This window comes from Amycolatopsis sp. CFH S0740 (assembly GCF_004522315.1).
Taxonomy (GTDB): Bacteria; Actinomycetota; Actinomycetes; order Mycobacteriales; family Pseudonocardiaceae; genus Amycolatopsis; species Amycolatopsis nivea.
In genome coordinates this window covers 77,030-100,829 of record NZ_SDLS01000029.1, presented here as the reverse complement: position 1 = coordinate 100,829, position 23,800 = coordinate 77,030, and the positions used below count along the sequence as shown (strand labels likewise).

The 23,800-nt window shown below is 68.9% G+C and carries 27 protein-coding genes and 1 pseudogene; 12 read left to right on the top strand and 16 right to left on the bottom strand.

The features are described 5' to 3' along the window. The first annotated feature begins 10 nt into the window (after positions 1-10). Together EIZ45_RS36020 and EIZ45_RS36015 are read left to right on the top strand one after the other, a co-directional pair. A complete protein-coding gene (locus EIZ45_RS36020; RefSeq protein WP_134668041.1) occupies positions 11-223 on the top strand; it encodes a DUF4333 domain-containing protein in 213 nt (70 codons plus the stop codon). Then, positions 220-714 carry a GNAT family N-acetyltransferase gene (locus EIZ45_RS36015; protein WP_134668042.1) on the top strand — a complete coding sequence of 165 codons (495 nt, stop codon included), beginning with the start codon at positions 220-222 and terminating at the stop codon, positions 712-714. The genes EIZ45_RS36020 and EIZ45_RS36015 overlap by 4 nt, the downstream gene beginning before the upstream one ends. Here the strand turns inward: EIZ45_RS36015 and EIZ45_RS36010 are convergent. After that, positions 707-1,471, bottom strand: coding sequence for an IclR family transcriptional regulator (locus EIZ45_RS36010; RefSeq protein ID WP_043833101.1), 765 nt, complete (start codon positions 1,469-1,471; stop codon positions 707-709). The genes EIZ45_RS36015 and EIZ45_RS36010 overlap by 8 nt on opposite strands. A gap of 108 nt (positions 1,472-1,579) precedes the next feature. Between EIZ45_RS36010 and aceB the strand changes: the two genes are divergently transcribed. Both aceB and EIZ45_RS36000 read left to right on the top strand, forming a co-directional pair. After that, positions 1,580-3,154, top strand: a complete 1,575-nt coding sequence (gene aceB, locus EIZ45_RS36005; RefSeq protein ID WP_037810234.1) for a malate synthase A — start codon at positions 1,580-1,582, stop codon at positions 3,152-3,154. Continuing rightward, on the top strand, positions 3,154-4,350 hold the full coding sequence (locus EIZ45_RS36000; RefSeq protein ID WP_134668043.1) for an aldolase/citrate lyase family protein: 1,197 nt from the start codon (positions 3,154-3,156) through the stop codon (positions 4,348-4,350). Before aceB ends, EIZ45_RS36000 begins: the two co-directional genes overlap by 1 nt. Positions 4,351-4,369: 19 nt before the next feature. Here the strand turns inward: EIZ45_RS36000 and EIZ45_RS35995 are convergent, their stop codons facing one another. Further along, positions 4,370-4,795 (bottom strand): nuclear transport factor 2 family protein, encoded by a 426-nt coding sequence (locus tag EIZ45_RS35995; protein ID WP_134668044.1) that lies wholly within the window; start codon positions 4,793-4,795, stop codon positions 4,370-4,372. A 121-nt stretch (positions 4,796-4,916) separates the two neighbouring features. Here EIZ45_RS35995 and htpG point away from each other — a divergent pair, with 121 nt between their 5' ends. Both htpG and EIZ45_RS35985 read left to right on the top strand, forming a co-directional pair. Then, positions 4,917-6,803, top strand: coding sequence for a molecular chaperone HtpG (htpG, locus tag EIZ45_RS35990; protein ID WP_037810239.1), 1,887 nt, complete (start codon positions 4,917-4,919; stop codon positions 6,801-6,803). A gap of 69 nt (positions 6,804-6,872) precedes the next feature. After that, positions 6,873-8,210, top strand: coding sequence for an 8-oxoguanine deaminase (locus tag EIZ45_RS35985; RefSeq protein ID WP_134668045.1), 1,338 nt, complete (start codon positions 6,873-6,875; stop codon positions 8,208-8,210). Between the two features lie 4 nt (positions 8,211-8,214). Here the strand turns inward: EIZ45_RS35985 and EIZ45_RS35980 are convergent, their stop codons facing one another. Further along, the gene (locus tag EIZ45_RS35980) at positions 8,215-9,609 is read right to left on the bottom strand and encodes an FtsW/RodA/SpoVE family cell cycle protein (protein ID WP_134668046.1); all 1,395 of its coding nucleotides are present in this window, start codon (positions 9,607-9,609) and stop codon (positions 8,215-8,217) included. A 162-nt stretch (positions 9,610-9,771) separates the two neighbouring features. On the opposite strand from EIZ45_RS35980, the gene EIZ45_RS35975 reads away from it, so the two are divergent. Further along, positions 9,772-10,446 carry a DUF998 domain-containing protein gene (locus EIZ45_RS35975; protein ID WP_167756660.1) on the top strand — a complete coding sequence of 225 codons (675 nt, stop codon included), beginning with the start codon at positions 9,772-9,774 and terminating at the stop codon, positions 10,444-10,446. Here EIZ45_RS35975 and EIZ45_RS35970 read toward each other — a convergent pair whose 3' ends face one another. The 7 genes from EIZ45_RS35970 to EIZ45_RS35940 form a co-directional block, all read right to left on the bottom strand. After that, positions 10,447-10,806, bottom strand: coding sequence for a Sec-independent protein translocase subunit TatB (locus tag EIZ45_RS35970; protein ID WP_037810243.1), 360 nt, complete (start codon positions 10,804-10,806; stop codon positions 10,447-10,449). 36 nt (positions 10,807-10,842) lie between these two features. Beyond that, a complete protein-coding gene (locus tag EIZ45_RS35965) occupies positions 10,843-11,451 on the bottom strand; it encodes a TetR/AcrR family transcriptional regulator (RefSeq protein WP_134668048.1) in 609 nt (202 codons plus the stop codon). After that, complete coding sequence (locus tag EIZ45_RS35960) at positions 11,448-12,794, bottom strand: nucleobase:cation symporter-2 family protein (RefSeq protein WP_051728724.1); 1,347 nt, start codon at positions 12,792-12,794, stop codon at positions 11,448-11,450. Before EIZ45_RS35960 ends, EIZ45_RS35965 begins: the two co-directional genes overlap by 4 nt. Positions 12,795-12,819: 25 nt before the next feature. After that, positions 12,820-13,710, bottom strand: coding sequence for a factor-independent urate hydroxylase (gene pucL / locus EIZ45_RS35955; RefSeq protein ID WP_134668049.1), 891 nt, complete (start codon positions 13,708-13,710; stop codon positions 12,820-12,822). 1 nt (position 13,711) lies between these two features. Next, positions 13,712-14,029, bottom strand: a complete 318-nt coding sequence (gene uraH, locus EIZ45_RS35950; protein WP_134668050.1) for a hydroxyisourate hydrolase — start codon at positions 14,027-14,029, stop codon at positions 13,712-13,714. After that, positions 14,026-14,511, bottom strand: coding sequence for a 2-oxo-4-hydroxy-4-carboxy-5-ureidoimidazoline decarboxylase (gene uraD / locus EIZ45_RS35945; RefSeq protein WP_037810249.1), 486 nt, complete (start codon positions 14,509-14,511; stop codon positions 14,026-14,028). The genes uraH and uraD overlap by 4 nt, the downstream gene beginning before the upstream one ends. A gap of 81 nt (positions 14,512-14,592) precedes the next feature. After that, the gene (locus EIZ45_RS35940) at positions 14,593-15,069 is read right to left on the bottom strand and encodes a helix-turn-helix domain-containing protein (protein ID WP_043833120.1); all 477 of its coding nucleotides are present in this window, start codon (positions 15,067-15,069) and stop codon (positions 14,593-14,595) included. Positions 15,070-15,177: 108 nt separating this feature from the next. Between EIZ45_RS35940 and allB the strand changes: the two genes are divergently transcribed. Both allB and alc read left to right on the top strand, forming a co-directional pair. Next, positions 15,178-16,506, top strand: coding sequence for an allantoinase AllB (gene allB, locus EIZ45_RS35935; protein WP_134668051.1), 1,329 nt, complete (start codon positions 15,178-15,180; stop codon positions 16,504-16,506). 4 nt (positions 16,507-16,510) lie between these two features. Next, positions 16,511-17,530 carry an allantoicase gene (gene alc, locus EIZ45_RS35930; RefSeq protein WP_037810253.1) on the top strand — a complete coding sequence of 340 codons (1,020 nt, stop codon included), beginning with the start codon at positions 16,511-16,513 and terminating at the stop codon, positions 17,528-17,530. Between the two features lie 70 nt (positions 17,531-17,600). Here the strand turns inward: alc and EIZ45_RS46295 are convergent, their stop codons facing one another. The 3 genes from EIZ45_RS46295 to EIZ45_RS46290 form a co-directional block, all read right to left on the bottom strand. Continuing rightward, entirely contained in the window at positions 17,601-19,598 is a 1,998-nt protein-coding gene (locus EIZ45_RS46295; protein WP_167756659.1) for a hypothetical protein, read from the bottom strand. Further along, complete coding sequence (locus tag EIZ45_RS35925; RefSeq protein ID WP_051171583.1) at positions 19,595-19,927, bottom strand: type VII secretion target; 333 nt, start codon at positions 19,925-19,927, stop codon at positions 19,595-19,597. Before EIZ45_RS35925 ends, EIZ45_RS46295 begins: the two co-directional genes overlap by 4 nt. 138 nt (positions 19,928-20,065) lie before the next feature. Then, positions 20,066-20,242: a hypothetical protein gene (locus tag EIZ45_RS46290; RefSeq protein ID WP_167441866.1), complete on the bottom strand. Its 177-nt coding sequence runs from the start codon at positions 20,240-20,242 to the stop codon at positions 20,066-20,068. Positions 20,243-20,311: 69 nt separating this feature from the next. Between EIZ45_RS46290 and EIZ45_RS35920 the strand changes: the two genes are divergently transcribed. Genes EIZ45_RS35920 through EIZ45_RS35910 form a run of 3 tightly spaced genes read left to right on the top strand, consistent with a single transcriptional unit; the run spans position 20,312 to position 21,622 of the window. Then, positions 20,312-20,476, top strand: coding sequence for a ribbon-helix-helix protein, CopG family (locus EIZ45_RS35920; protein ID WP_134668052.1), 165 nt, complete (start codon positions 20,312-20,314; stop codon positions 20,474-20,476). A 1-nt stretch (position 20,477) separates the two neighbouring features. Next, positions 20,478-20,804: a glyoxalase gene (locus EIZ45_RS35915; protein ID WP_037810255.1), complete on the top strand. Its 327-nt coding sequence runs from the start codon at positions 20,478-20,480 to the stop codon at positions 20,802-20,804. Further along, positions 20,801-21,622, top strand: coding sequence for a class I SAM-dependent methyltransferase (locus EIZ45_RS35910; protein ID WP_167756658.1), 822 nt, complete (start codon positions 20,801-20,803; stop codon positions 21,620-21,622). Before EIZ45_RS35915 ends, EIZ45_RS35910 begins: the two co-directional genes overlap by 4 nt. 94 nt (positions 21,623-21,716) lie before the next feature. Here the strand turns inward: EIZ45_RS35910 and EIZ45_RS47075 are convergent. The 3 genes and pseudogenes from EIZ45_RS47075 to EIZ45_RS35895 form a co-directional block, all read right to left on the bottom strand. After that, positions 21,717-21,971: pseudogene (locus tag EIZ45_RS47075) on the bottom strand (DUF6228 family protein); the annotation flags it as partial. Between the two features lie 69 nt (positions 21,972-22,040). Further along, the gene (locus tag EIZ45_RS35900) at positions 22,041-22,517 is read right to left on the bottom strand and encodes a CoA-binding protein (protein WP_037810257.1); all 477 of its coding nucleotides are present in this window, start codon (positions 22,515-22,517) and stop codon (positions 22,041-22,043) included. Next, complete coding sequence (locus EIZ45_RS35895) at positions 22,514-23,800, bottom strand: O-acetylhomoserine aminocarboxypropyltransferase/cysteine synthase family protein (RefSeq protein ID WP_134668055.1); 1,287 nt, start codon at positions 23,798-23,800, stop codon at positions 22,514-22,516. The genes EIZ45_RS35900 and EIZ45_RS35895 overlap by 4 nt, the downstream gene beginning before the upstream one ends.

The window sequence follows — 23,800 nt, the reverse complement described above, 5'->3', positions numbered from 1 at the left end:
GGCTGGGTGAATACGGGCTAAAGCGGACATCTCTCGCGGGAGCGTCGGCAAGCGGCCGGACACCGTCGCCTGCCCGGGGCCGATCAAGGCCGTCGAGGGGGAGTCGATGCGCTGCGTCCTCACCGCGGGTGGACAGAAAGTCGGGCTCACCGCGAAAATCGGCGCGGTGAAGGGCACCGAGGTGAAGTACAACGTCCAGGTCGATCAGAAACCCATGCAGTGACTCGGGTAACCCTCCGCCAGCTCACCGAAGCCGACCGGTCGCGAGTGCGCGAGATCCTCTCCGCCCCGGAAGTTTCGCAGTGGTGGGGCGATCCCGACGAGGAAACCGACGGGCTTCTCGCCAAGGACGAAGAACACGCCTACGCCATCGAGCACAACGGCCAGACCGTCGGCATCATCCAGAGCTGGGAAGAAACCACCCCCCGCTACCGGCACGCCGGGATCGACCTCGCTGTGCACCCTGGCCACTACGGGCTCGGGCTCGGTTCGGAGGCGATCCGGATCCTCGCCCAGCGTCTGTTCGACCAGGGGCACCACCGGATCACCATCGATCCGGCGGCGGCCAACCACCGTGCGATTCACGTGTACGAGAAGCTCGGTTTCCGGCGCGTCGGGATTCTCCGCGACTACGAGCAAGGGCCGGACGGAACCTGGCACGACGGTCTGCTGATGGACCTCCTCAAAGGCGAACTCAAAGGCGAACTCAAGTAACCGGCAGCTGCTGCGAAAGCCGGTCCGCCACCTTCTGCACCACCGGCGCGATGTGGCTCACCGCGTCCGCCGTCAGGCGGCCGGACGGGCCCGACACCGACACCGCGGCGGGCACTGGCGCGCCGGGGATCGCGACGGCGATGCAGCGCACGCCCAATTCCTGCTCCGCCTCGTCCAGCGCGTAACCCTGTCCGGCGATCTTCTTCAGCTCCACCGCCAGCGCGTCCGGGTCGGTGAAGGTGTGCTCGGTGTACGCGGGCATTCCGGTGCGTTCCAGCAGCGACGCGACCTCGTCGGCGGGCAGTTCCGCCAGCATCGCCTTGCCCACGCCGGTGCCGTGCGGCAGGAGACGCCGGCCGACCTCGGTGAACATGCGCATCGAGTGCTTCGAGGGCACTTGTGCGACATACACCACCTCGTCGCGTTCCAGCACCGCCAGGTTCGCCGTCTCGCCGACCTCCTCGACCAGCTCCACCAGCAGCGGCCGCGCCCACGCGCCGAACTGCATGCTGGCGTTCTCGCCGAGCCGGATCAGCCGGGCGCCCAGCGCGTAGTGCCGGTTGGTGTTCTGCCGGACGTAGCCCAGCGACACCAGCGTGCGGATCAGCCGGTGGATCGTCGGCATCGGCAGCCCGGACAGGGTCGCCAGCTCCGACAGGCTGGCCTCGCCGCCGGTGTCCGCCAGGTGCTCCAGCAGCTCGAACGCGCGCTGCAGGGACTGGACGCCGCCGTCTCGTCCGCTCTTCTCAGCCGCCACCAGTGGTCCTCCTCACAGACCCGATTGATGTTCCGCTATGCAGAAACTATAGTCCGTCAGGTAAAAACCGTAGGGACGTTATCCAAAGCACTACTCGGGGTGTTGCGCATGTCTGAGGTCCAGGTTCTCGGCGGGTCCGTCGAGCGTGGGGACGAGATTCTGACGCCGGAAGCCCTCGCTTTCGTAGCGGGCTTGCACGACGAGTACGCCGCGCGGCGCGACGAACTCCTCGTCGCGCGGGGCAAGCGGCGCGAGGAGGCCCGGACCACCGGCCGCCTCGATTTCCTCGCCGAGACCAAGGAGATCCGCGAGGGCGACTGGCAGGTCGCGGGCGCGCCGGAAGCGCTGCGCGACCGCCGCGTGGAGATCACCGGCCCGACCGATCGCAAGATGACCATCAACGCCCTCAACTCCGGCGCCAAGGTGTGGCTCGCCGACTTCGAGGACGCCAACACGCCGCACTGGGCGAACGTCGTGGGCGGCCAGGTCAACCTGTCCGACGCGATCCGCGGCACCATCACGCTCGACCAGAACGGCAAGCACTACGAGCTGAAGCCGGACGTCGAGCACGCCACCATCGTGGTCCGCCCGCGCGGCTGGCACCTCGACGAGCGCAACCTGACCTTCGGCGGCCGCAAGGGCGTCGGCGCGCTGGTCGACTTCGGCCTGTACTTCTTCCACAACGCGCAGGAGCTGCTCAACCGCGGCAAGGGCCCGTACTTCTACCTGCCGAAGATGGAAAGCCACCTCGAAGCGCGGCTGTGGAACGACGTGTTCACGCACGCGGAGAAGGCGCTCGGCATCCCGCACGGCACCGTCCGCGCGACCGTGCTGATCGAGACCATCCCGGCCGCGTTCGAGATGGAAGAGATCCTCTACGAGTTGCGCGAGCACGCCTCCGGCCTCAACGCGGGCCGCTGGGACTACCTGTTCAGCGTCATCAAGTACTTCCGCGACGCGGGCGAGAAGTTCGTGCTGCCGGACCGCAACTCGGTCACCATGACCGCGCCGTTCATGCGCGCCTACACCGAACTGCTCGTGCGCACCTGCCACAAGCGCGGCGCGTTCGCGATCGGCGGCATGGCCGCGTTCATCCCGAGCAAGGACCCGGAAGTCAACAAGGGCGCCTTCGACAAGGTGCACGCCGACAAGTCGCGGGAGGCCGGGGACGGCTTCGACGGTTCGTGGGTCGCGCACCCGGGCATGGTCGCACTCTGCAAGGAAGAGTTCGACAAGGTCCTCGGCGACCAGCCCAACCAGCTGGGCCGCACTCGCGACGAGGTGAGCGTGACCGCCGACCAGCTGCTGGACGTCGCCTCGACGCCGGGCAGCGCCACCGCGGCCGGTCTGCGCGCGGCGGTCGACGTCGGCATCCGCTACCTGGCCTCGTGGCTGGGCGGCAACGGCGCGGCGGCGATCCACAACCTCATGGAGGACGCCGCCACGGCCGAGATTTCGCGGTCGCAGGTGTGGCAGTGGGTCAAGAACGGCACGCAGCTGGACAACGGCGAGAAGGTCACCGCGGAGCTGGTGCGCGGCGTCGTCGCCGACGTCCGCGGCGAGCTGGCGGCGGAGGTCTCCGACGACCTGCTGAAGCCCGCGGTCGAGCTGTTCGAGCAGGTCGCGCTGGCTGACGAGTTCCCGGACTTCCTGACCCTGCCGGCGTACGAGCACATCCAGTAATGGCTGGCGGACGACTCGCCGAGGACGTCTACCGCACCGCCGACGCGCGGTTGGCCGAGGCCGACGCGCGCGTGGCGGCGCGGTATCCCGGCGAGTCTCCGGGCCGTCGTCCGGTGCACACGGTTTACGTGCCGGCGTCGCAGTACCGCACCCGTCTGGTCGCCGATTGGGGCAAGCAGGCGATGCGGGTCTTCGTCGAGCACGGCGACCTGCTGAACCTCGACCCGGCGGTGGCCGAGCGGGTCCGCGAGAAGCTCCTCACCGAGCCGATCGAGGACCTCCGCATCGACTTCGAGGACGGTTACGGCCGTCCCGGCGACGAAGCGGAGGACGCGGCCGCCGAGGCCGCCGGGCGCACCCTCGCGACCACCGGCGGCACCCCGTTCGTCGGAATCCGGTTCAAGAGCTTCGAAGCCGCGACGCGGCGGCGGGGCATCCGGACGCTCGACCTGTTCCTGTCCGGCTTGCTGTCCGAAGGATCGCTGCCGGACGGATTCGTGGTGACGCTGCCGAAGGTCACCGCGGTGGAGCAGGTCGAGGTCGCCGCGGAAGTGCTGGGGCGGCTGGAAACCGCGTACGGACTGGCGGACCGCGCGCTGCGGTTCGAGGTGCAGATCGAGACCGCGCAGTCGATCCTTTCGACCGACGGCACGGTCTCGGTCGCGCAGATCATCCAGGCCGCGGACGGCCGGTGCTCCGGGCTGCATTACGGGACCTACGACTACAGCGCGGGTCTCGGCATCAGCGCGGCGTACCAGAGCATGGCGCACCCCGCCGCCGACTTCGCGAAGCAGTTCATGCAGGTCGCGGCTGCCGGAACGGGCGTGCGGCTGTCCGACGGTTCGACCAACCGGCTCCCGGTGGGCGACGACCTGCCGGGCGCGTGGGCCGAGCACCTGCGCCTGGTGCGGCGGTCGCTGGAGAACGGCTTCTACCAGGGCTGGGACCTGCATCCGCACCAGTTGCCGACCCGGTACGCGGCGACGTACGCCTTCTACCGCGAGGGCGCCCCGGCGGCGGCCAAGCGGTTGCAGGACTACGCGTCGAAGACCTCCGGGGGAGTGCTGGACGAGCCCGCCACGGCGGAAGCGCTGGCCCGGTATCTGCTCGGCGGATTCCACTGCGGTGCGCTGGCGGAGTCGGAGCTGCCGTTCGAACCGGCGCGGCTGGACGCGTACGCGCGGCGACAAGCCTGAACGGTCGCGAGTGCCTGTGCTACTCGGCGCAGGCACTCGCGATCGCCGCGGTGTCCCAGTAAAACGGCCGCACCTCGGCGATCCGCCCGTCCTCGATCCGGATCGCCTGAAGGATCGGGAACTCCAGGTCCCGCCCGGTCGCCCTCGTCCGGGCGCGCACCTGGGTGAGCACCACCGACGTCGCGCCGACGGCAAGGAACTCCTGGTCGCCGATGTCGAACGACTCCCAGATCCGGCTCATCTCGAGGAAGAACTTCTCCAGCCCGGCGTGGCCGTGCCAGTCGCCGCCGAACGGCAGCCCGGCGGCCTGGTGCAGTACGACATCCTCGGCGAAATACGGGGCCAGCGGGGCAAACGAAGCCGAACCGGGGCCGCCGGCGGCGAAATACTCGGCCTCGGCTTGATACATGCCGTTGAGCACGGCTGCGGGATCAGTCACGGGCATCAGCCTGGCCGTCCCAGGCGGACGCTGCTGGCGGCAATCGGACTTCGCGGTCTCCGCACGTTCTGTCGGTCGCGCTGGGTAGACTTCACGCCGGTCTTTTCAGGGGCGGGAAAGGAAACACATGGCTGAGGAAACCGGGACGGTCGAAACGCTGGAGTTCCAGTCCGAGGCGCGCCAGCTGCTGCAGCTGATGATCCACTCGATCTACTCGAACAAGGACATCTTCCTGCGCGAGCTGGTCTCCAACGCCTCCGACGCGCTGGACAAGCTGCGGCTGGAGACGTACCGCGACAAGGATCTGCAGGCCGAGACCGACAACCTGCACATCGAGATCCTCCTCGACGCCGAGGCGCGCACCCTCACGGTGCGCGACAACGGCATCGGGATGAGCCGCGACGACGTCGTCAACCTGATCGGCACCATCGCGAAATCCGGCACCGCAGACTTCCTGCGCAAGCTGAAGGAGTCGAAGGAATCCGCCGGACAGGACCTGATCGGGCAGTTCGGCGTCGGCTTCTACTCGAGCTTCATGGTCGCCGACAAGGTCACGCTGGTGACGCGGCGCGCGGGCACGGACGAGGGCGTCCGCTGGGAATCCACCGGCGAGGGCACCTACACGATCGAGTCCCTCTCCGACGCGCCGCAGGGCACGTCGGTCACGCTGCACCTCAAGCCCGCCGACGACGAGGACCACCTCTACGACTACACGTCGCCGTGGAAGGTCCGCGAGATCGTCAAGCGCTACTCCGACTTCATCACCTGGCCGGTGCAGATGGCCAAAGAAGCCAAGGATGACGAAGAGAGCGGTCTCGAGACCGTCAACTCCATGAAGGCGCTCTGGGCGCGTTCGAAGGACGAGGTCTCCGACGAGGAGTACCACGAGTTCTACAAGCACATCAGCCACGACTGGACCGACCCGCTCGAGACGGTCCGGATGCAGGCCGAGGGCACCTTCGAGTACCAGGCGCTGCTGTTCCTGCCCTCGCGCGCGCCGGTCGACCTGTTCATGCGGGACGCGAAGCGCGGGGTGCAGCTGTACGTCAAGCGCGTGTTCATCATGGACGACTGCGAAGCGCTGATGCCGAACTACCTGCGCTTCGTGAAGGGGGTCGTCGACGCGGCGGATCTGTCGCTGAACGTGTCGCGCGAGATCCTGCAGCAGGACCGGCAGATCCGCGCGATCCGGCGGCGGCTGGAGAAGAAGATCCTCTCCACGGTCAAGACGATGATGACCGAGGACGCCGAGAAGTACGCGACGTTCTGGTCCGAGTTCGGCCGCGCGGTCAAGGAAGGCCTGATCGACGACCCGGAGAACCGGGAGCAGATCCTCGAGATCTCGTCGTTCGATTCGACGCATCACGCGGACAAGCCCACCTCGCTGCGCGACTACGTGTCGCGGATGAAGGAGGGCCAGGAGCACATCTACTACCTGACCGGCGATTCGCGCACCGTCATCGAGAACTCGCCGCACCTGGAAGCGTTCCGCGCCAAGGGATACGAGGTGCTGATCCTCACCGACCCGGTGGACGAGATGTGGACGGAGTCAGCGAGCGGCTTCGACGGCAAGACGTTCCAATCGGTCGCGAAGGGCGAGGTCGACCTCGGCGACGAGACGTCCGACGAGAAGAAGGCCGAGTACGAGGACCTGTTGAAGTGGATGTCGGCGACGCTGTCCGACACCGTCAAGGAGGTCCGCCTGTCGTCGCGGCTCACGACGTCGCCGTCCTGCATCGTCGGCGACGCGGGCGATCTGACGCCGACGCTGGAGAAGATGTACCGCGCGATGGGGCAGGAGCTGCCGCCGGTGAAGCGCGTGCTGGAGCTGAACCCCGAGCACGCGCTGGTGACCGGTCTGCGCAAGGCGTTCGCCGAGCACCCGGAGGACACTTCGCTGGCCGAGACGGCGGAGCTGCTGCACGGCATGGCGTTGCTGGCCGAGGGCGGCGAGCTGAGCGACCCGAGCCGGTTCCTGAACCTGGTGGCGGATCGCGCGGCCAAGGCGTTGTGACGGGTTTCGTGAGTGGCTGCCGCGGGTTCGGGGTAGCCACTCACGAGACCTTCCGGAGGTGAGTGTCGCATGAGGACAGTCGTCGAGAACGCCGCGATCGCGACGGTCAGCGGTCCCGAATACCGCAACGGACACGTCGTGCTCGAGGACGACCGCATCGCGGCCGTCGGCGACGGCGCCTTCACCGGCGAGGCGGACGAACGCGTAGACGCGAGCGGCTGCCTCGTCACGCCGGGCCTCGTGAACACGCACCATCACCTCTACCAATGGGCCACCCGCGGCCTCGCCGCCGACCACACGCTGTTCGAGGGGCTCGTCGCGCTGTACCCGGTGTGGGCCAAGCTGGACGAGGAGATCACGCACGCCGCGGGCACCGCCGGAATGGCGCGGCTCGCCCTGAGCGGCTGCACCACGGTCGCCGACCACCACTACGTCTTCCCGTCCGACGGCGGCGACCAGGTGGCCGCGCTCGTCGCCGCACGGGAGCGGATCGGCTTGCGGCTGCACCTGGTCCGCGGCTCGATGGACCGCGGCGAATCGGACGGCGGGCTGCCGCCGGACAGCCTGGTCGAGACCGCCGATAACGCCCTCCTCGGCACCGAAGCCGCGATCGACCGCTACCACGACGCCTCGCCGGGCGCGCACCTGCAGATCGCGGCGGGCCCGTGCTCGCCGTTCACCGTCACCGAGCGGCTGATGACCGCTTCGGCCGAGCTGGCCCGGCGCAAGGGCGTCCGGCTGCACACGCATCTGGCCGAAACCCAGGACGAGGAAAAGCAATGCCTCGCCGAAACCGGTCTCACGCCCGCGGAGTACGCGGACAAGCTGGGCTGGCTGGCGTCAGATGTCTGGTTGGCGCACACCGTGCACCTCGCGCCGGACGCGATCCGCCGCTTCGGCGCGACCGCGACGGGTTCCGCACATTGCCCCACGTCGAACGGCCGCCTGGGCAGCGGAATCGCCCCGGTGCGCGACCTGCTCGACGCCGGTGCTCCAGTCGGGTTGGGCGTCGACGGCGCGGCTTCGAGCGAGTCCGGCGGCTTGGCGGAGGAGTTGCACCAGGCGTTGCTGCAGGCCCGGCAACGCGGCGGGCCGAAGGGATTGACCACGCGAGAAGCGTTGTGGCTAGGCACAATGGGCGGCGCGCGGTGTCTCGGCCGGGAGCGCGACATGGGCTCGGTAGAGGTCGGGAAGCTCGCAGATCTGGCGGTGTGGGACCTGAACGGGCTGAACTACGCGGGCATCGAGGACCCGGTCGCGGCGCTGGTGCTGGCCGCGCCGCCGCCGCTGCGGAGGCTGTTCGTGGGCGGGAAAACGGTGGTGGAGACGGGCCAGCTCAGGACGGCCGACGAGACGTCGATTGCGGGCGAGTTGGCGAAGGCGAGCGCTCGGCTCCGCGAAGACTGACAGCTCACCGAGTCCGTTTGACCAGCACGGTCCCGGCATCCGCCAGTGGGGCTCGCACCGCCTGCACTGGTTCCGTCGTGCTCGGCTTGCGGGCCGCGTCCGAGATCCGCAGCAGCAGTGCGACCAGGATGTAGTTCGCGAGCAGCGACGAACCGCCCTTCGACAGGAACGGTGCGGTGATGCCGGTTTCCGGGATCAGCTTTGTCACCCCGCCCACGACTACGAAAATCTGCATCACCACGGTGAACGCCAGCCCGCCGCCGAGGAGTTTGCCGAAGCTGTCGCGGACGGCGAGCGCGTGGCGCATTCCGCGCAGGGCGATCAGCAGGTACAGCATCAGCACCGCGGCCAGCCCGAGGAAACCCAGTTCCTCGCCGATGCTGGCGGTGATGAAGTCGCTGTTCGCCTCGGGCACGATGTCCGGCCTGCCCGCGCCCAGGCCGGTTCCGCCCATGCCGCCGGTGCCGAGGCCGAACAGGCCCTGCGCGATCTGGTACCCGCCGCCCGCCTGGTCGTACGTCGCGAGCGGGTCGATCCAGTTCGCGACCCGCTGCCGCACGTGGTTGAACAGGAAGTACGCCAGCACGCAGCCGCCGGCGAACACAGTCAGCCCGGCATACACCCAGACCGCCCGCTCGGTAGCGAGGTAGATCATCACCAGGACGATCCCGAAGAACAGCAGTGAGGCGCCGAGTTCCTTCTCGAACGCCAGCACCGCCACGCAGCCGAGCGCGGCGAGCACGATCGGCCCGAGGTCGCGCGCCCGCGGCAGTTCGACGCCGAGCACCTTGCGCCCGGCGACCCGGAACAGCTCCCGTTTCGCCACCAGCGTCGTCGCGGCGAACACGATCAGCAGCAGCTTCGCGAACTCGCCCGGTTGGAGCGACAGCGGGCCGATCCTGATCCACACTTTCGCGCCGTTGGCCTCCGACAGCGACGACGGCAGCAGCGCGGGCAGGAGCACCGCGACGATCCCGGCCAGCCCGGCGAGGTAGCCGTACCGGGCCAGCACGCGGTGATCGCGAACGAAACCGAGCACTGCCAGGAACAACGCCAGCGCCACGACGGTCCACAGCACCTGCTGCCCGGCGACGGCCGAGTACGTCTTGCCCCGCTGCACCGCCTGTTCGGCGAGCCCGAGGTCGATCCGGTGGATCACCACCAGTCCCAGCCCGTTGAGCAGCACGGTGCACGGCAGGATCAGCGGGTCCGCGTGCGGGGCCCAGCGCCGGACCGCGAGGTGCGCCGCCGCGACCACCGCGGTGAACGACGCGCCGTAGCCGACGACGGAGAAGCTGAGCCGTGCCAAGGCGTTCGCGTCCACGAGCAGGAACGCGCACCAGACGATCGCCACCGCGAACAGAAGCAGCCGCAATTCCGTACCGCGCGCGGCAGGCATGGATTTCCCGTCGGTAGAAATCAGTGAACCGCCGCGAGGGTAGTCGCGATTTCTGGCAGGACGCTGAGAATGCGCGGCAATTCGGGCGGACTGTCCGAAAGCGACGGGACCGCGGCCGGGATATGCTTTCGGGAAAGCGGGCGGGCGAGCGGAGAACCAGCGGTGACGACAGAACTGACTCCGGTGCTGGTGTCGGCCCCGTCGGCGAAAGCCGCGAAACGCGCGCTCGGCGCGGCGGTGGCCGCGGTGCTGCTCGCCGCGGCGTTCCTGGTGGTGCTGCACGTCGACCGCTACTGGGGCCCGATCGACCCGGTCAGCGCGATGCTCAGCGACTACGCCTGGACTCCCGGCTGGTGGATGTGGGCGGCGGCGATGCTGCTGACGTCGGCCGGTTCGGTCGTGGTGGCCGTGGTCCTGCGCCGCCGCGGGCTGCTGTGCGGAGCGCTGACGGTCGTCGCGATGGCCGCCTGGTGCGCCGGGCTCGCGGCGGTCGCGTTGTTCACGAAGGACCCGCAGGGAAATGCGGTGTCGTGGGTCGGCAAAGTGCATCTCGGCGCGACCGGGATCAGTTGCGTGAGTTTGCCGTTAGCGGGATGGCTGCTCGGCCGGGCACACCGCAATTCGCCGGATTGGCGGGGTTATGCGCGCTGGTCGCGTATTCTGGGGTTGGCGGCCGTGCCGTTCTTTCTGCCGTTTCTCATTCCGTTCGCGGCCAATGTCGCATTCGGGCAGCATCTGCCGACCGTCGCGACCGGGCTCGTGGAACGGCTGATGGCCGTGCTGGAACTCGTCGAACTGCTCGTGCTCGCCGGATGGGCGTGGCGCGCGGCCGAATGATCAGGTGGCGTCGGGATCGACCGGCGGCCGCTCGTTCGCCCGCAACGGAACCGGAGCCGGGACCGGTGGGACCGGCGGCGGCGTCGCGGCCGGGGGAGTGTCGTCGAACAGGTACCTCGTCACGGCCGCCCGGGGGTTGCCCATCCGCAGGGACTGCAGTTCCTGCAACGGTTTCCGCAGCTCCTGGTACTCCGGGCCGAGTTCCGCCTCAAGCTGGGCCTTGGTGCCCGCGGCGAACCCGCGCGCGCGTTTCAGGGCCTGCGCGACCCAGTGCGCCGCCTCGGGCAGCCGCTCCGGGCCGAGGATGAACAACCCGGCGAGCAGCAAAATCACGATGTGGTCGATGCTGAGACCGAACACCGGCCACCTCCTGCGGACCCGGATGCTGGTTCCAGCTTAGCCGCCGGCAGGACGGCGCTTCCCGTCGTCACCCAGTTCGGTCAGCAGCCGTCGCGCTACGTCGACCACCGCCGCGCCCGCGACCGCCATCGGTTCAGTCGTCCGCATGGAGCGGCACAACACGAACGCGCCTTCCAGGCTGGTCACCAACGCGAGCGTGAGCGTGCGGGCGTGCTCCTCGGGAAGCCCGAACGCGGAGAACCCCTTGGTGCCCGCTTGGGTCCATGCCTCGAACACGTCCGCGGTGGCCTTGCGCAAGGGTTCGTTCGTGGTCGCCACTTCGAGCGCGACGGTCGCGATCGGGCAGCCCTCGACGTAGTCCGTGTCGAGCAGCGTGGTGACCGCGCCCGCGAAGAAGCTTTCGAGACCGGTGATCAGGTCCGGCGCCGGCGCGATGAAAACCTCGAACAGCTGCGCGTACTGCATCCCCGAGGTGCGTACCACTTCTTCGCCCAGCTGCTCCTTGCCGCCGGGGAAGAAGTGGTACACCGACCCGAAGGGCGCGCCGGCCTTTTCGACAATCTGCTTCATGCCGGTGCCCGCGTACCCGCCTTGCCGGAACAGTTCCGCCCCGGCGGCGAGGATCCGGTCCTTGGTGCCAGTCACGACACCGAGGATAGCTCCTGGACAGTAGAGCGTTCTATCAAGCGCGGCCGGAGCACCAGGTTGAGCACCACCGCGGTCACGCAGCCCGCGCTGATCCCGGAGTTGAGCACGACCTGCAGCGCCGCCGGGAACCCGGAGTAGAAGTCCGGCATGGCGATCGGGATGAGCCCGACCCCGAGCGACGCGGCGACGATCGCGACGTTGATCGGATGCTCGAACGACGCCTTCGCGAGCGTCCGGACGCCGCTGACCGCGACGCTGCCGAACAGCACCAGCCCGGCCCCGCCGAGCACCGGCTGCGGCACCAGCGCGACGATCCCGCCGGTCACCGGGAACACGCCCAGCAGCACGAGCACGACGCCGCTGGCCGCGACCACGTACCGGCTGACCATGCGGGTGAGCGAGACGAGGCCGATGTTCTGCGCGAACGCCGTGCAGGCGAATCCGCCGAAGATCGTGCCGACGGCGGTGGAGAGCCCGTCCGCGCGCAGGCCGTCGGCCAGGACGCGGCTGGTGGTCGGCCGGTCCACGATCTCGCCGAGTGCCAGTAGGTCAGCGGTGCTTTCCGCCATGATCACCAGCATCACGATGAGCATCGAGACGATCGCCGCGATGTCGAACGCCGGCGTGCCGAAATGGAACGGCGTCACGATGCCGAACACTGGGGCCTGCTTCAGCGTCGAGGTGTCGACCTGGCCCATCGGCCACGCCACCGCGGTACCGGCGACCAGGCCGAGCAGCAGCGCGATCCGGCTCCAGAACCCGGTCAGGAACCGGGTGAACACCAGCACCGCGACCAGCGTGATCCCGGCCAGCAGGAGCCCGCTGGGCTTGGCCGATTTCTGCTGCGCGGCGATCCACTGCACGGCGACCGGCAGCAGCGAAATCCCGATGAGCGTGATGACCGTCCCCGTCACCACCGGCGGGAAAAACCGCGTCAGCTTGGAGAAAAACGGTGCGGCGAACACGACGAACACGCCGCCGACGAGCGTGGCGCCGTAGACGACGCCCAGCGCGTTGCCGTCGCGATGCTGCGCCGCGATGGACAGGATGGGGGCGACAGCGGCGAAAGTGACGCCGTTGACCAGCGGCAGTCTCGCGCCGAAGCGCCAGAAGCCGAGGGTCTGCAAGAGAGTGGCCAGCCCCGCGGTGAACAACGCCGCGCTGATCAGCAGCGCGAGCTGGCCGGGGGAGAGGCCTACGGCCGCGCCGATGACGAGCGGTGGTGCCACCACTCCGGCGTACATGGCCGCTACGTGCTGGATTCCGCCGAGGATCAACTGCGGCAGCGGAGGCGCCGCGTCCACGGGGTGCCGAGAAGGTCGTTCCTGTGCAACTGACATGCGCTCTCCCGGAGGGGACTCGGGGCTAGAGCACGGCGTCGGTCCAGGCCGGGCCGGGCTCTTCGGCTTCGTCGCGGACCACCGTGCCTTCGATGAGGCCGTACGGGCGGTCGGCGGCGTAGAACACCTCGTTGTGGTTCTCGAGGCCGAAGGGGCTTAGATCGACGAGGAAGTGATGCTTGTTGGGCAGGGAGAACCGGATCTCGGCTACTTCCGGCCGTGCCCGCAGCACGGCTTCGCCCATCGCGTACAGGGTCTGCTGCAGCGAAAGACTGTGCTTGGTGGCGAACGTCTCCAGGAGCGTCCGCCGGATCTCCCGATGGCTCTTGGCCCAGTCGATCCCGGTGAATCCCTCGTAGCGCCAGCGCGCGGTGACGGCGGTGGCGAGAATGCGGTCGTCGGTTTCGACGAGCGTGGTGTATTCGTCCTTCGGGTACCCGTGGAATTCGGACCCGGTGGACTTGAGCACCACCAGACCGTCCACTCCGGACACCACCCAGGCGCGGTCGGCGTGCACGGTGACGGTCGTGGTGCGGCGTTCGCCGCCGGAGCTGCTGAACGAGTGGTCGTGCGGCGCGCCGTCCACCGTGATGCGGTCCCATTCCTGCTCTTCGACGGAAATCCGCGCACCGGTGATCTTTTCCTGCGTGCCGACGAAGTGCTGGCCGAGCCGCAGCGCGAAGTCCTCGATCTCGCCGATGTCCTGCTGCTTGGCGAACGCGTACACCGTGTTCTTCTGCGTGTCGGTGGCCAGCACGGCGGAGTTGTCGCCGGTGAGGTGCGTGGCCGACAGGTCGCCGCGCAGGGCCGAGGACACCGTGAGGTCGCGCAGGTGGTGCACGCCGCCGGCGCGCCGGACGGTGACGAGGCGGACCTCGGCCTTGCCGTACTGGTTGGGGCCCAACGAGATTCCCATGTCAGCTCCCGCGATAGGTGGAATAGGCGAACGGGCTCAGCAGCACCGGCACGTGGTGGTGCGACGTGCCGTCGACGATCCGGAAAGCGATCGTGACGTCGGGGAAGAACGCCTCCTGGCCGAGGTAGCTCCCGGTGTCGAAGATCAGCCGGTACACCCCGGGGTCGAGCGTGTCCGGGCCGAGGTCGCGGATGCGGCCGTCGTCGTCGGTCTTGCCTTCGGCGACGAGCGAGCCGTCCTTGCGCTCGAAGCGCACGGCGATCCCGGCGGCGGGCTTGCCCGTGGCGGTGTCGAGGACGTGCGTGGTCACAAGGCTCATGCCGTTACCGCTTTCGCGAGGCGCAGTTGCGCGATCTTGGCCAGCTCCGCGCCGGCGACGTCGAGTTCGGTGTCCGGGTCGTTGCCGAGCCGGGAGCGCAGGTTCGCGAGCAGTTCCTCGCCGCTGCGCCCGCTCGCGCACACCAGGAAGACGTGGCCGAAACGGGCTTCGTACTCGGCGTTGGCGGCGGCGAATTCGTCCGCGTTGTCCACGCCGGACTGCTCCGAACGGGACCAGTCGGCGTCGCTGCCCTTGCTGGTCGGGCGTTCGCCGATCCTCGGGTGCGCGGCGATCGCGTCGCGGATCTCGTTGCGGCGCAACGGGGTCGCGCTGTCCGCGCTCTTGCTCAGCGCGGCGAAATCGGCGTACGGGCGGCCGTCGAGCACGGTGTCGACCCAGCGCGGCACGGCCAGGCAGGCGGTGAGCGTCGGCCGGAGTTCGGCGGCGGATGCGGAGTTGAACTCGGCGAGTGCGAGCGGCAACGGAATCTCCTCCGGGGAGGTGGTGTTCCGCTGACCGTACGGCCGGGTCGAGCGTGCGTCAACACTTTGTTGAATCGCGGCTCAGTCGGCTTCCCGGTTGAGGTAGTTGTAGACCGTGAACCGCGTGACGCCCAGTTCCTCGGCGACCGCCGAAACCGATTTCCGCAGGTTGAAGGCCCCTCGCTCGCGCAGGAGGCGGACCGCGCGCTGCTTTTCCGGGCGGTCGAGATCGCGGAGTTTCGAGCCGAGTTCGCGTTCCACGTCGGAGATCAATCGCGACAGCGCGCTGTTGAGTTCGACCGCCGGAACGGTGTCGGAATCGTCGGTTCGGCGCAGTTGCAGCGTCACCCGGGTGGCCCCGCCTTCGAGGGCGGCGCGGGCGATCGAGGGCAGCGCGGCGAACAGCTCGTCGGCGGTGCCGCGGGCCAGGGTGCCGAGGGGGCCGAAGTCGGTGTCGAGCCCAGCCGCGTCGGCGGCGTCGCGGGCGCGGACGGCGTGCTCCGGCGGTGCGCCCTCGCCGCGAAACGGCTCGCTGGTGAACTCGGCTTCCAACTCCACCCGGTGACCGTAACGTGGGAGGGACGGCGTTGACGAGCCGGGAAGGACGTGTCTAATCTCGGTGAGCGAAAGAGTCTTTCCGTAACGTGGAAGTGGAGGAGACCGTCGATGGACCTCGTGGTGCGGGCCGCGCGTGCGGTGACCCCCGCCGGTCTCGGGCCGGCGACGATCGGCGTGCGGGACGGCCGGATTGTCGCCGCGGAACCCGGCGTTGTCGAGATGCCGGGCACGCGGCTCGTCGAGCTGGCCGAGGACGAGGTGCTGCTGCCCGGTCTCGTCGACACCCACGTGCACGTCAACGACCCCGGCCGGGCCGAGTGGGAGGGTTTCGAGACCGCGACGCGCGCGGCCGCCGCCGGCGGTGTCACCACGATCGTGGACATGCCGCTCAACAGCCTGCCGCCGACGGTCGACGTGGCCGCGCTCGAGGTCAAGCGCAAGGCGGCGAGCGGTCGCGTGCACGTGGACGTCGGGTTCTGGGGCGGCGCGATTCCGGGCAACGAAGGCGATTTGCGCGGGCTGCACGACGAAGGCGTCTTCGGTTTCAAGTGCTTCCTGCTGCACTCCGGCGTCGACGAGTTCCCGCCACTGGACGCGGACGGCCTGGAAGCCGCGCTGCGCGAGCTGAAATCGTTCGACGCGCAGATGATCGTGCACGCGGAGGATTCCGACGCGATCGACGCCGCTCCCGACCCGCACGGCGAGAAGTACCACGACTTCCTCGGTTCCCGCCCGCGCGGCGCGGAAAACCTGGCCATCACGCACGTGATCGAAGCGGCGCGGCGCACCGGCGCCCGCGCGCACATCCTGCATCTGTCCTCTTCGGACGCTCTGCCGCTGATTTCCAGTGCTCGCCGCGAGGGTGTCGCACTGTCGGTGGAAACCTGTCCGCACTACCTGTCGTTCGTCGCGGAGGAAATCCGGGACGGGGCAACGCAATTCAAGTGCTGCCCGCCGATTCGCGAGGCGGCGAACCGGGAATTGCTGTGGCAGGGTTTGGCGGACGGCGTGATCGACACGATCGTCAGCGACCATTCGCCGTGCACGCCCGAGCTGAAACGCTTTGACACCGGCGATTTCGGTCTTGCCTGGGGCGGTATTTCCAGCCTGCAGCTCGGTCTGCCCGCGATCTGGACGCAGGCCCGCCAGCGCGGCTTCGGTCTGGTCGATGTCGTGCGGTGGATGGCCGAGCGACCGGCCGCGCAGGTCGGGATGACGCGCAAGGGCAAGCTGGAAGTGGGCTGCGACGCCGATTTCTGCGTCTTCGCGCCGGACGAGGCTTTCGTCGTGGACGTCGCGAAGCTCAAGCACCGCAACCCGGTGAGCGCGTACGACCAGCGTCCGCTGGCCGGCGTCGTGCGCGGCACGTGGCTGCGCGGCGAGCCGGTGACCGGCGGCGAACCGAGGGGGACTCTGCTGACCCGGGGCAATTGCTGAAGAGATGGAGGAGCACGTGTCCGACCGTCCGGAGTGGACTACCCAGCCCGATCTGGCCTCGCGCCTGTTCGGGGGCACCGTGATGTGGGCGAGCGACGAACTGTTCGCCGAGAAGGAAAACCTGGTCAACCCGTGGCGGCCGGCGCACCGCGCCGAAACGTTCGGCCCGAAAGGCCAGGTGTACGACGGCTGGGAGACCCGGCGGCACCGCGAACCCGGCGACGACCACGCCCTGATCCGCCTCGGCCTCGGCGGCGTGGTGTCCGGGGTAGTGGTGGACACGGCGTTCTTCAAGGGCAACTACCCGCCGTTCGTGTCCGTGGCGGCGACGTCCGTCCCCGGCTACCCGAGCGCGGCCGAACTGCAGGACGCCGACTGGGACGTCCTGGTCGACCACGAACCGGCAGTCGGTGACTCGGAGAACTACTACAAGGTGACGTCCCCGCGGCGCTACACCCACGTGCGCCTCACCCAGCACCCCGACGGCGGCGTCGCCCGACTGCGTGTGCACGGTTCGCCGGTTCCCGACCCTTCGCTGCTCGATCCGCGGTCCCTGGACTTGGCGGCACTGGAGAACGGCGCGGTCGTCACCGGGTGCAGCGACATGTTCTATTCGTCGCCGAACAACATGCTGTCGCCGGGCCTCGCCGCGCACCAGGCAGAGGGCTGGGAAACCGCCCGCCGCCGCGACGACGGCAACGACTGGGCGACGGTCTCCCTGGCGGGCGCGGGCTTGGTCCGGTTCGTGGAACTGGACACCAGCAACCTCAAGGGAAACGCCCCCGGCTGGGCGTCGGTGAGCGGCCGCCTGGACGAGGGCGAGTGGGTGGAACTGTTGCCGCGCACCAGGTTGCAGCCCGACACCCGGCACCGCTTCGCCCTGGCGGACGACGGCCCCGAGGTAACGGAAGTCCGCCTGGACATCTACCCCGACGGCGGCCTCGCCCGGCTGCGCCTGTTCGGCGAACTGAGCAAACGCGGCAGGGAAGCCATGACTGCACGGTTCGCGGAGACGTCCGACTGACCTTTCGGCTCGGTCACAGCCGTGCGGGTCACCCTGGAATTCCTTCCGGGTGACCCGCACGGTTTTTTCGTTACTCCGCGGTGCTTCCTTCGGCGGCCGGGTCCGGATGCTCCTTGCGCCACTCCTCGTCGGAGGTCTTCCAGGCTTCCTCGGCCTGCATGTGGATGTCGGTGATCGCCTTGTCGAAGTTGATCGCGTCCTTGCCGATCCAGCCCACGAAGTTCTTGCTGCTTTTGGCATCGGCCAGACCCTTGAGGAAGGGGTAGAGCTTCGGGTGCGTCTTGAAGTACTCGTCCGGGGCCTTGACGATGTCCTTCCAGACGTTCTTGCCCCCGGTGTACTTCTGGACCTGGGGGAGGTTGCACATGTTCTCGAGCCAGCTTTCGTGCTTCTTCATCCAGCTGAACTCGTAAGGCTTGAGCGGCGACTGCGGGCCTGGGGGACGACCGGATCCGCCTCCGTTGCCCTGGGTGTTGCCGTGCTCGCCGCCTTGGTTGTTTTCCTGGTGATTGCCGCCTGCGTTGCCTTCTTGGTGATTGCCGCCTGCGTTGTCGCCGTGGTGGTCGCCGCCGGTGTTGTCGTTGTGCTGGTTGCCGCCACCCGCGTTGTCGCCGTGATGGTCGCCGTTGGTCTCGTGGTTCTGGTTCCCGCCCGGGTTGTCGTCGTGGTGGTTGTTCCCGCCGGGAGTCTCATCGTGCGGCGTGTTGCTGCCGCCGGGGGTGTCGTGGTGCTGGTTGTTCCCGCCGGGGGTGTTGTCGTGGCCGCCCGGGGTGTTCTCGTGGTTGCCGCCCCCGCCCGGGGTGTCTTCGTGGTGCGGATTGCCGCCAGGAGTGTCGTGGGGGCGGTTGGGCGGCGGGTTGAAGTGCTGATCCGCGGCCAGCCAGGTGTCGAACGGATCGTCCTCGTGCGGCTGGTTGTTCGGCCGCTCTTCGTGCGGGGTGTTGTTTCCGCCCGGTGTGTCGTCGTGGTGGTTGTTGCCGCCTGGCGTGTCGTCGTGCGGCGTGTTGTTCCCGCCCGGGGTGTCGTCGTGGTGGTTGCTGCCACCTGGCGTGTCGTCGTGCGGGGTGTTGCTGCCGCCGGGGGTGTCGTCGTGCGGGGCGTTGTTCCCGTCCGGGGTGTCGTCGTGGTGGTTGTTGTTGCCACCCGGCGTGTCGTCATGCGGCGTGTTGTTCCCGCCGTGACCACCCTGCCCGCCCTGACCGCCACCGCCACCGCCGCCACCGGTCCCGCCGCCATGGCCGCCGCCGTGGTTGCCGCCCAGGTCGGTCATCTCGTGGTTGTTCCCGCCGCCGTGCGAGCCGCCGCCGCGTCCGGGTTTCACCTTCTCCGCCAGTTGCGCCAACCGGCTCGCGGTCCGCCCTCCCAGGCCGACCACCCGGGCGATCTTGGACGCCATCGTCAGCGCCAGCGAAATCCCCGACCGGATCACGTTGCCGACCCCGACCACGATCGACGCGCCGAACGTGAACGCCGCCATCGCGAGCGCGATCAGCATCGTCGCGATGACGTCGCCGAGGAACGTCGTGATCAGGTCGCGGATCAGCGAACGCACCACGGTGACCAGGGCCATCGTCGTCTCGACGACGTAACCGGCGACGTCGACCGCCTGTCCGGCGCTGTCGATCTGGCCGCGCCGGTCGCCGATGTTCTTCTTGAACGCCTCGGCGCCGTCGCCCTGCCAGTCGGTGACCGTCTTCTGCAGCGTGGTGTCGAGGTCCTTCGCCGCGTTGCGCAGGTTCTGCGCGGTCTTGTGCAGTTCCTCGGCCATCTTCTTGATCGCCGCGGGGTCGCCGGCGAGCTTGTCGAGGCCCTCTTTGAGGAACGAGATGTGCTCGATCAGCCAGCCGAGCCCGGCCGCGATCAGTTTGCCGAACGGGTCGAGGACGAAGGCCGCGGTGTCCGCGATCGCGCCGACGATCGAGACGCCGATCTCGACCCCCACCGCGGCCGCGTCGGCGCCGTGCAGGTGCTGGATTTCCTGGATCGACGAGACGACGCTGTGCCAGCTGTCCGCGACCCCGGCGCCGGTGGTGCTGTTCGCATCGGTGATGGGCTCGACGACGCTCATTTCACCTGCTCCGGCTTGAACTTGTCGAACGCCTTCGCGAGGTCCTGGTCGCCCTTGCTGTACTGCTCGCTGGCCTGTCGCGTCTTGTCCGCGCTGTCGGTCACGTCCTTCGCGACGCCGTGCAGATTGTCGGAGACGGCCTTCAGCGCGATGCGCGCCGGAATCGCGAGCACCTGCGCGAGCACGACGCCGAACGCGTCGATGTCCCCGCCGTTGGCGTCGTCCACCGCCTTCGCGGAGTCGTTCACCGTCGGCACGGTGGTCTTGTCCAGGTACTCGCTGAATGTGTGCAACTCGTCCGGGTGGACGGTGAAGCCGTTCCCTGCCACCAACACTCCTTCGCCTGCCGCGATCGGGCCGCGCCGAGTAGAGCAGCGGCGGCTGAACCGGAGGCGACGTGCGTGCGGACGAAGGCTGAACGGGACGATCTTCCTGCCCGAGCGTGCGGGCCGGAAGGGACGGACGGGTCAGCCGCGCGCGCTGGGGCGGTTCAGGTAGGCGGAGAAGGACGACAGCAGGGCCGCGACGCCGACGATCGCGGTGACCCACCACGGGCCGCCGGTCACCAGGTTGAACACGAACGCGGCAGCCATCAGGACGGCGGCGATGATGTTCCTGATCTGCAGCCCGGAGGGTTTCGCCATGCCTCCACCTTCTCACGAGCGCCAGGGGAGGGCCTTGTCCGCCGCTGGCTAGATTGCTAGCATCCTAGAATGGCCGGTGAAGAGGTCAAACAATTCAACGTCTACCTGCCGGTCGAGCTGATCAAGCAGGTGAAGTACCGGGCGATCGAGACCGAGCAGTCACTGTCCGCGCTGGTCACCGCGGCCTTGCGGGCTTATCTCGGCACCTCGCCCGACCAACGAGAGGACGGCTGACATGAGCGACGGCATCACGATGTTCGTCATGGAGACGCACAACTGGGGCAAGACCGCGAAGTTCCTGCAGCGCGTGGGGTTCAGCCTCGATTTCGAGACCGACCACAACTCGGGCCAGCTCTCGAACGGCGACGGCGCGCCGGTGTTCGTCGTCGAGGTGCCGGAAAACCAGGAGCCGCGCACGGCCGTGGTGGTGGCGGTGCCGGACGAGTCGGTCGACGCGGAACTCGACGTCGTCACCCCGTTCGAAGACACTCACTACGGCACGCGCGAGATGACCGTGCGGGACCCGGACGGCCGGATCTGGACCCTGCGGGCCCCGAAGTGAGCGAGCCGGATCACACCGCGGTGCGCGTCGCGTTGTGGCGCGCGCTGCACGTGCTCGCCGATCCGCCGCCGCACGCGCTGGCCGACGAGATCGGGCTCCAGTTGGCCGATCCTGGTCCGGACTGGCGCTCCCGGCCGGACATGGACCGGGACTTCACCCGCCGGTTCCGCGCGGGAATCGCGTTGCGCAGCCGGTTTGTCGAAGATCTGGTGCGCGAACGCGGGGTCTCGCAGTACGTCCTGCTCGGCGCCGGGCTGGACACGTTCGCGCAGCGGGAACCGGAGCTGGGCGTGCGGGTGTTCGAGATCGACCAGCCGGGCACGCAGGAGTGGAAGCGCGCGCGGCTGGCCGAGCTCGGGCTGCCCGCCCCGTACCGGTTCGTGCCGGTCGACTTCGAATCCGGCGAGCAGTGGCCGGAACGCTTGGCTGCCAACGGTTACGAGCTGGAGAAGCCCGCCGTGGTGGCGTCGACGGGAGTCAGCATGTACCTGACTCGCGAGGCGAACGCTGCGACGTTGCGCGCGCTCGCCGGTTTCGCGCCGGGCACCGTGGTGGCGATGACGTTCCAGATGCCGGAGGAGTACCTGGACGAACCCGATCGCGCGGCCAGGGCAGCGGCGATGAAGGGCGCGAAGGCGGCGGGGACGCCGTTCGTGAGCTTCTTCGCGCCGGACGAGATGCTGGATTTCGCGCGGGAGTGCGGTTTCCAGGACGTCCGGCATGTCAGCGCGGCTGAGCTGAACAAGCGGTATCTGTCCGGTCGGTCGGACGGGCTGAAGACGTCGGGGGAGGAGTTCCTGGTGGCGACGGTCAGCTGAACTCGGCGTCGCTGTATTCGACCGGAAACCCTTCGGCGGTAAGGAAATCGTGCAGCTGCGCGGCCAGGTCGTCCTTCTCCGCGCCCGCCTCCATCGTGGTCGTGACGGTGGCTTCCCATTCGCCGTAGACGGAATGCCGCCACGGCCGCAGCGTCCAGGCCAGTTCGACGCGGCCGCCGGAGTGGTGGGTCGCGGAGACGATCAGGTCGCGGTCGGCGTTGACCCAGCGTCGCTCGCCTTCCCAGCCGCGGAAGTCGAGCCCGTCGAGGAACCGGGCGAGGCCGCGGCTTCGCCGAACCGCACCGAGACCTGGTCGCCGCGGAACACGACTTCCCGGTCGTCCAGGCAGGTCATCTCGGTTTCCGGCCGCGGCCAGCCGTGCGGGCAGTTCGGGTTCACCTCGCCGAACTTAGCCGGTTCAGGGCGCGGTTTGCCGCCGCGAGCTGATCACCCCGGTGTTGAACCCCGCGAGATGCAGCCCGCCCGCGAACCGCGCGTGCTCGATCTTCACGCAGCGGTTCATCACCACGTCCAGCCCGGCTTCGCGGGCGCGGTCCGCCACCGGTTCGTGCCACAGGCCGAGCTGGAGCCACAACGTCCGCGCGCCGGCCTCGATGACCTCCTCGGCGACCCCGGGGAGGTCGTCGTGCTTGCGGAACACGCTCACCAGATCCAGTTCGCCCGGCACGTCCGCCAGCGACGGATACACCGGCCGCCCCAGCAACGTGTCGAGCCGCGGGTTCACGAAGTTGACCTCGTACCGCGTCGAAGACAGCAGATACGTCGCCACGAAGTAGCTCGGCCGCGCCGGGTTCGCCGACGCGCCCACGACCGTCACCGATTTCGTGCGCCCGAGAAGACGCCGCCGTTCGACCGCTCCGACGTCGTAGCTCACGCGTTCACCGCCTTGTCGAGAGCCTGGTCGAGGTCCCACAGCAGATCCTCGACGTCCTCCAGCCCGACCGACAGCCGGATCAGGTCCGCGCCGACGCCCGCCGCGGCGAGCTGGTCCTCGGACAGCTGCGCGTGCGTCGTCGAGGCCGGGTGGATCACCAACGTCCGCGCGTCGCCGACGTTCGCCAAGTGCGACAACAGTTCCACCGACTCCACGAACTTCTCGCCCGCCGCGCGTCCGCCCTTGACCCCGAACGAAAACACCGCGCCCGGCCCCTGCGGCAGATACCGCGCCGCCCGCTCGTGATCCGGGTGATCGGGCAACCCCGCGTAAGACACCCACGCGACCCGCGGGTCCGCGTTCAGGTACTCCGCGATCGCCCGCGCGTTGACGACGTGCGCGTCCATCCGCTGCGGCAGCGTTTCCACGCCCTGCAGCAGCAAAAACGCGGAATGCGGCGACAGCACCGCGCCGATGTCGCGCAGTTGCTCCGCGCGCAGCCGCGTGCAGAACGCGTACTCGCCGAAGTTCTCCCAGTACTTGAGCCCGCCGTAACTGTCGACGGTCTCGGTCATCCGGGGGAACTTTCCGTTGCCCCAGTTGAAAGTCCCGGCCTCGACGACGACCCCGCCGAGCGTCGTGCCGTGCCCGCCGAGGAACTTCGTGGCCGAGTGCAGGACGATGTCCGCGCCGTGCTCGATCGGGCGGCAGAGATACGGAGTGGCGAGCGTCGCGTCGACCACGAGCGGGATGCCGTGCGACTGCGCGAGATCGGCCAGCCCGGCGAGGTCCGCGATCGCGCCGCTCGGGTTGCCGATCACCTCGGTGTAGATCAGCTTCGTGCGGTCGGTCACCGCTTTGGCGTAGTCCTCGGTGTCACCGTGCACGAACGTCGTCTCGACGCCGAACCGCGCGAGCGTCCCGGTGAGCTGCGTGACCGTCCCGCCGTACAGCCCGGCGGCGGACACGATGTGGTCGCCCGCCTCCGCCAGCGCCGAGAAGGTGAGGAACTCCGCCGCCTGCCCACTGGCCGTCGCGACCCCGCCGATGGCCCCTTCGAGACTCGCGATGCGCTCCTCGAACGCGGCGACGGTCGGGTTGCCGATCCGGCTGTAGACGTTCCCGTACTTCTGCAGCGCGAACAGATTGGCCGCGTCGGCCGCGTCCTCGAACACGAAGCTGGTCGTCTGGTAAATCGGCACCGCACGAGCCCCGGTAGCAGGGTCGGGAGTGCCGCCGGCGTGCAGGGCGCGGGTGCGGAAGCCCCAGGTACGTTCGCTCAT

Bases quoted from the DNA above. Each gene is read 5' to 3' on its own strand.
- aceB (WP_037810234.1), top strand. From the start codon at position 1,580: ATGTCTGAGGTCCAGGTTCTCGGCGGGTCCGTCGAGCGTGGGGACGAG.
- EIZ45_RS36000 (WP_134668043.1), top strand. From the start codon at position 3,154: ATGGCTGGCGGACGACTCGCCGAGGACGTCTACCGCACCGCCGACGCG.
- EIZ45_RS35995 (WP_134668044.1), bottom strand. From the start codon at position 4,795: ATGCCCGTGACTGATCCCGCAGCCGTGCTCAACGGCATGTATCAAGCC.
- htpG (WP_037810239.1), top strand. From the start codon at position 4,917: ATGGCTGAGGAAACCGGGACGGTCGAAACGCTGGAGTTCCAGTCCGAG.
- EIZ45_RS35985 (WP_134668045.1), top strand. From the start codon at position 6,873: ATGAGGACAGTCGTCGAGAACGCCGCGATCGCGACGGTCAGCGGTCCC.
- EIZ45_RS35980 (WP_134668046.1), bottom strand. From the start codon at position 9,609: ATGCCTGCCGCGCGCGGTACGGAATTGCGGCTGCTTCTGTTCGCGGTG.
- EIZ45_RS35960 (WP_051728724.1), bottom strand. From the start codon at position 12,794: ATGTCAGTTGCACAGGAACGACCTTCTCGGCACCCCGTGGACGCGGCG.
- pucL (WP_134668049.1), bottom strand. From the start codon at position 13,710: ATGGGAATCTCGTTGGGCCCCAACCAGTACGGCAAGGCCGAGGTCCGC.
- uraH (WP_134668050.1), bottom strand. From the start codon at position 14,029: ATGAGCCTTGTGACCACGCACGTCCTCGACACCGCCACGGGCAAGCCC.
- allB (WP_134668051.1), top strand. From the start codon at position 15,178: ATGGACCTCGTGGTGCGGGCCGCGCGTGCGGTGACCCCCGCCGGTCTC.
- alc (WP_037810253.1), top strand. From the start codon at position 16,511: ATGGAGGAGCACGTGTCCGACCGTCCGGAGTGGACTACCCAGCCCGAT.
- EIZ45_RS46295 (WP_167756659.1), bottom strand. From the start codon at position 19,598: ATGAGCGTCGTCGAGCCCATCACCGATGCGAACAGCACCACCGGCGCC.
- EIZ45_RS46290 (WP_167441866.1), bottom strand. From the start codon at position 20,242: ATGGCGAAACCCTCCGGGCTGCAGATCAGGAACATCATCGCCGCCGTC.
- EIZ45_RS35920 (WP_134668052.1), top strand. From the start codon at position 20,312: ATGGCCGGTGAAGAGGTCAAACAATTCAACGTCTACCTGCCGGTCGAG.
- EIZ45_RS35915 (WP_037810255.1), top strand. From the start codon at position 20,478: ATGAGCGACGGCATCACGATGTTCGTCATGGAGACGCACAACTGGGGC.
- EIZ45_RS35895 (WP_134668055.1), bottom strand. From the start codon at position 23,800: ATGAGCGAACGTACCTGGGGCTTCCGCACCCGCGCCCTGCACGCCGGC.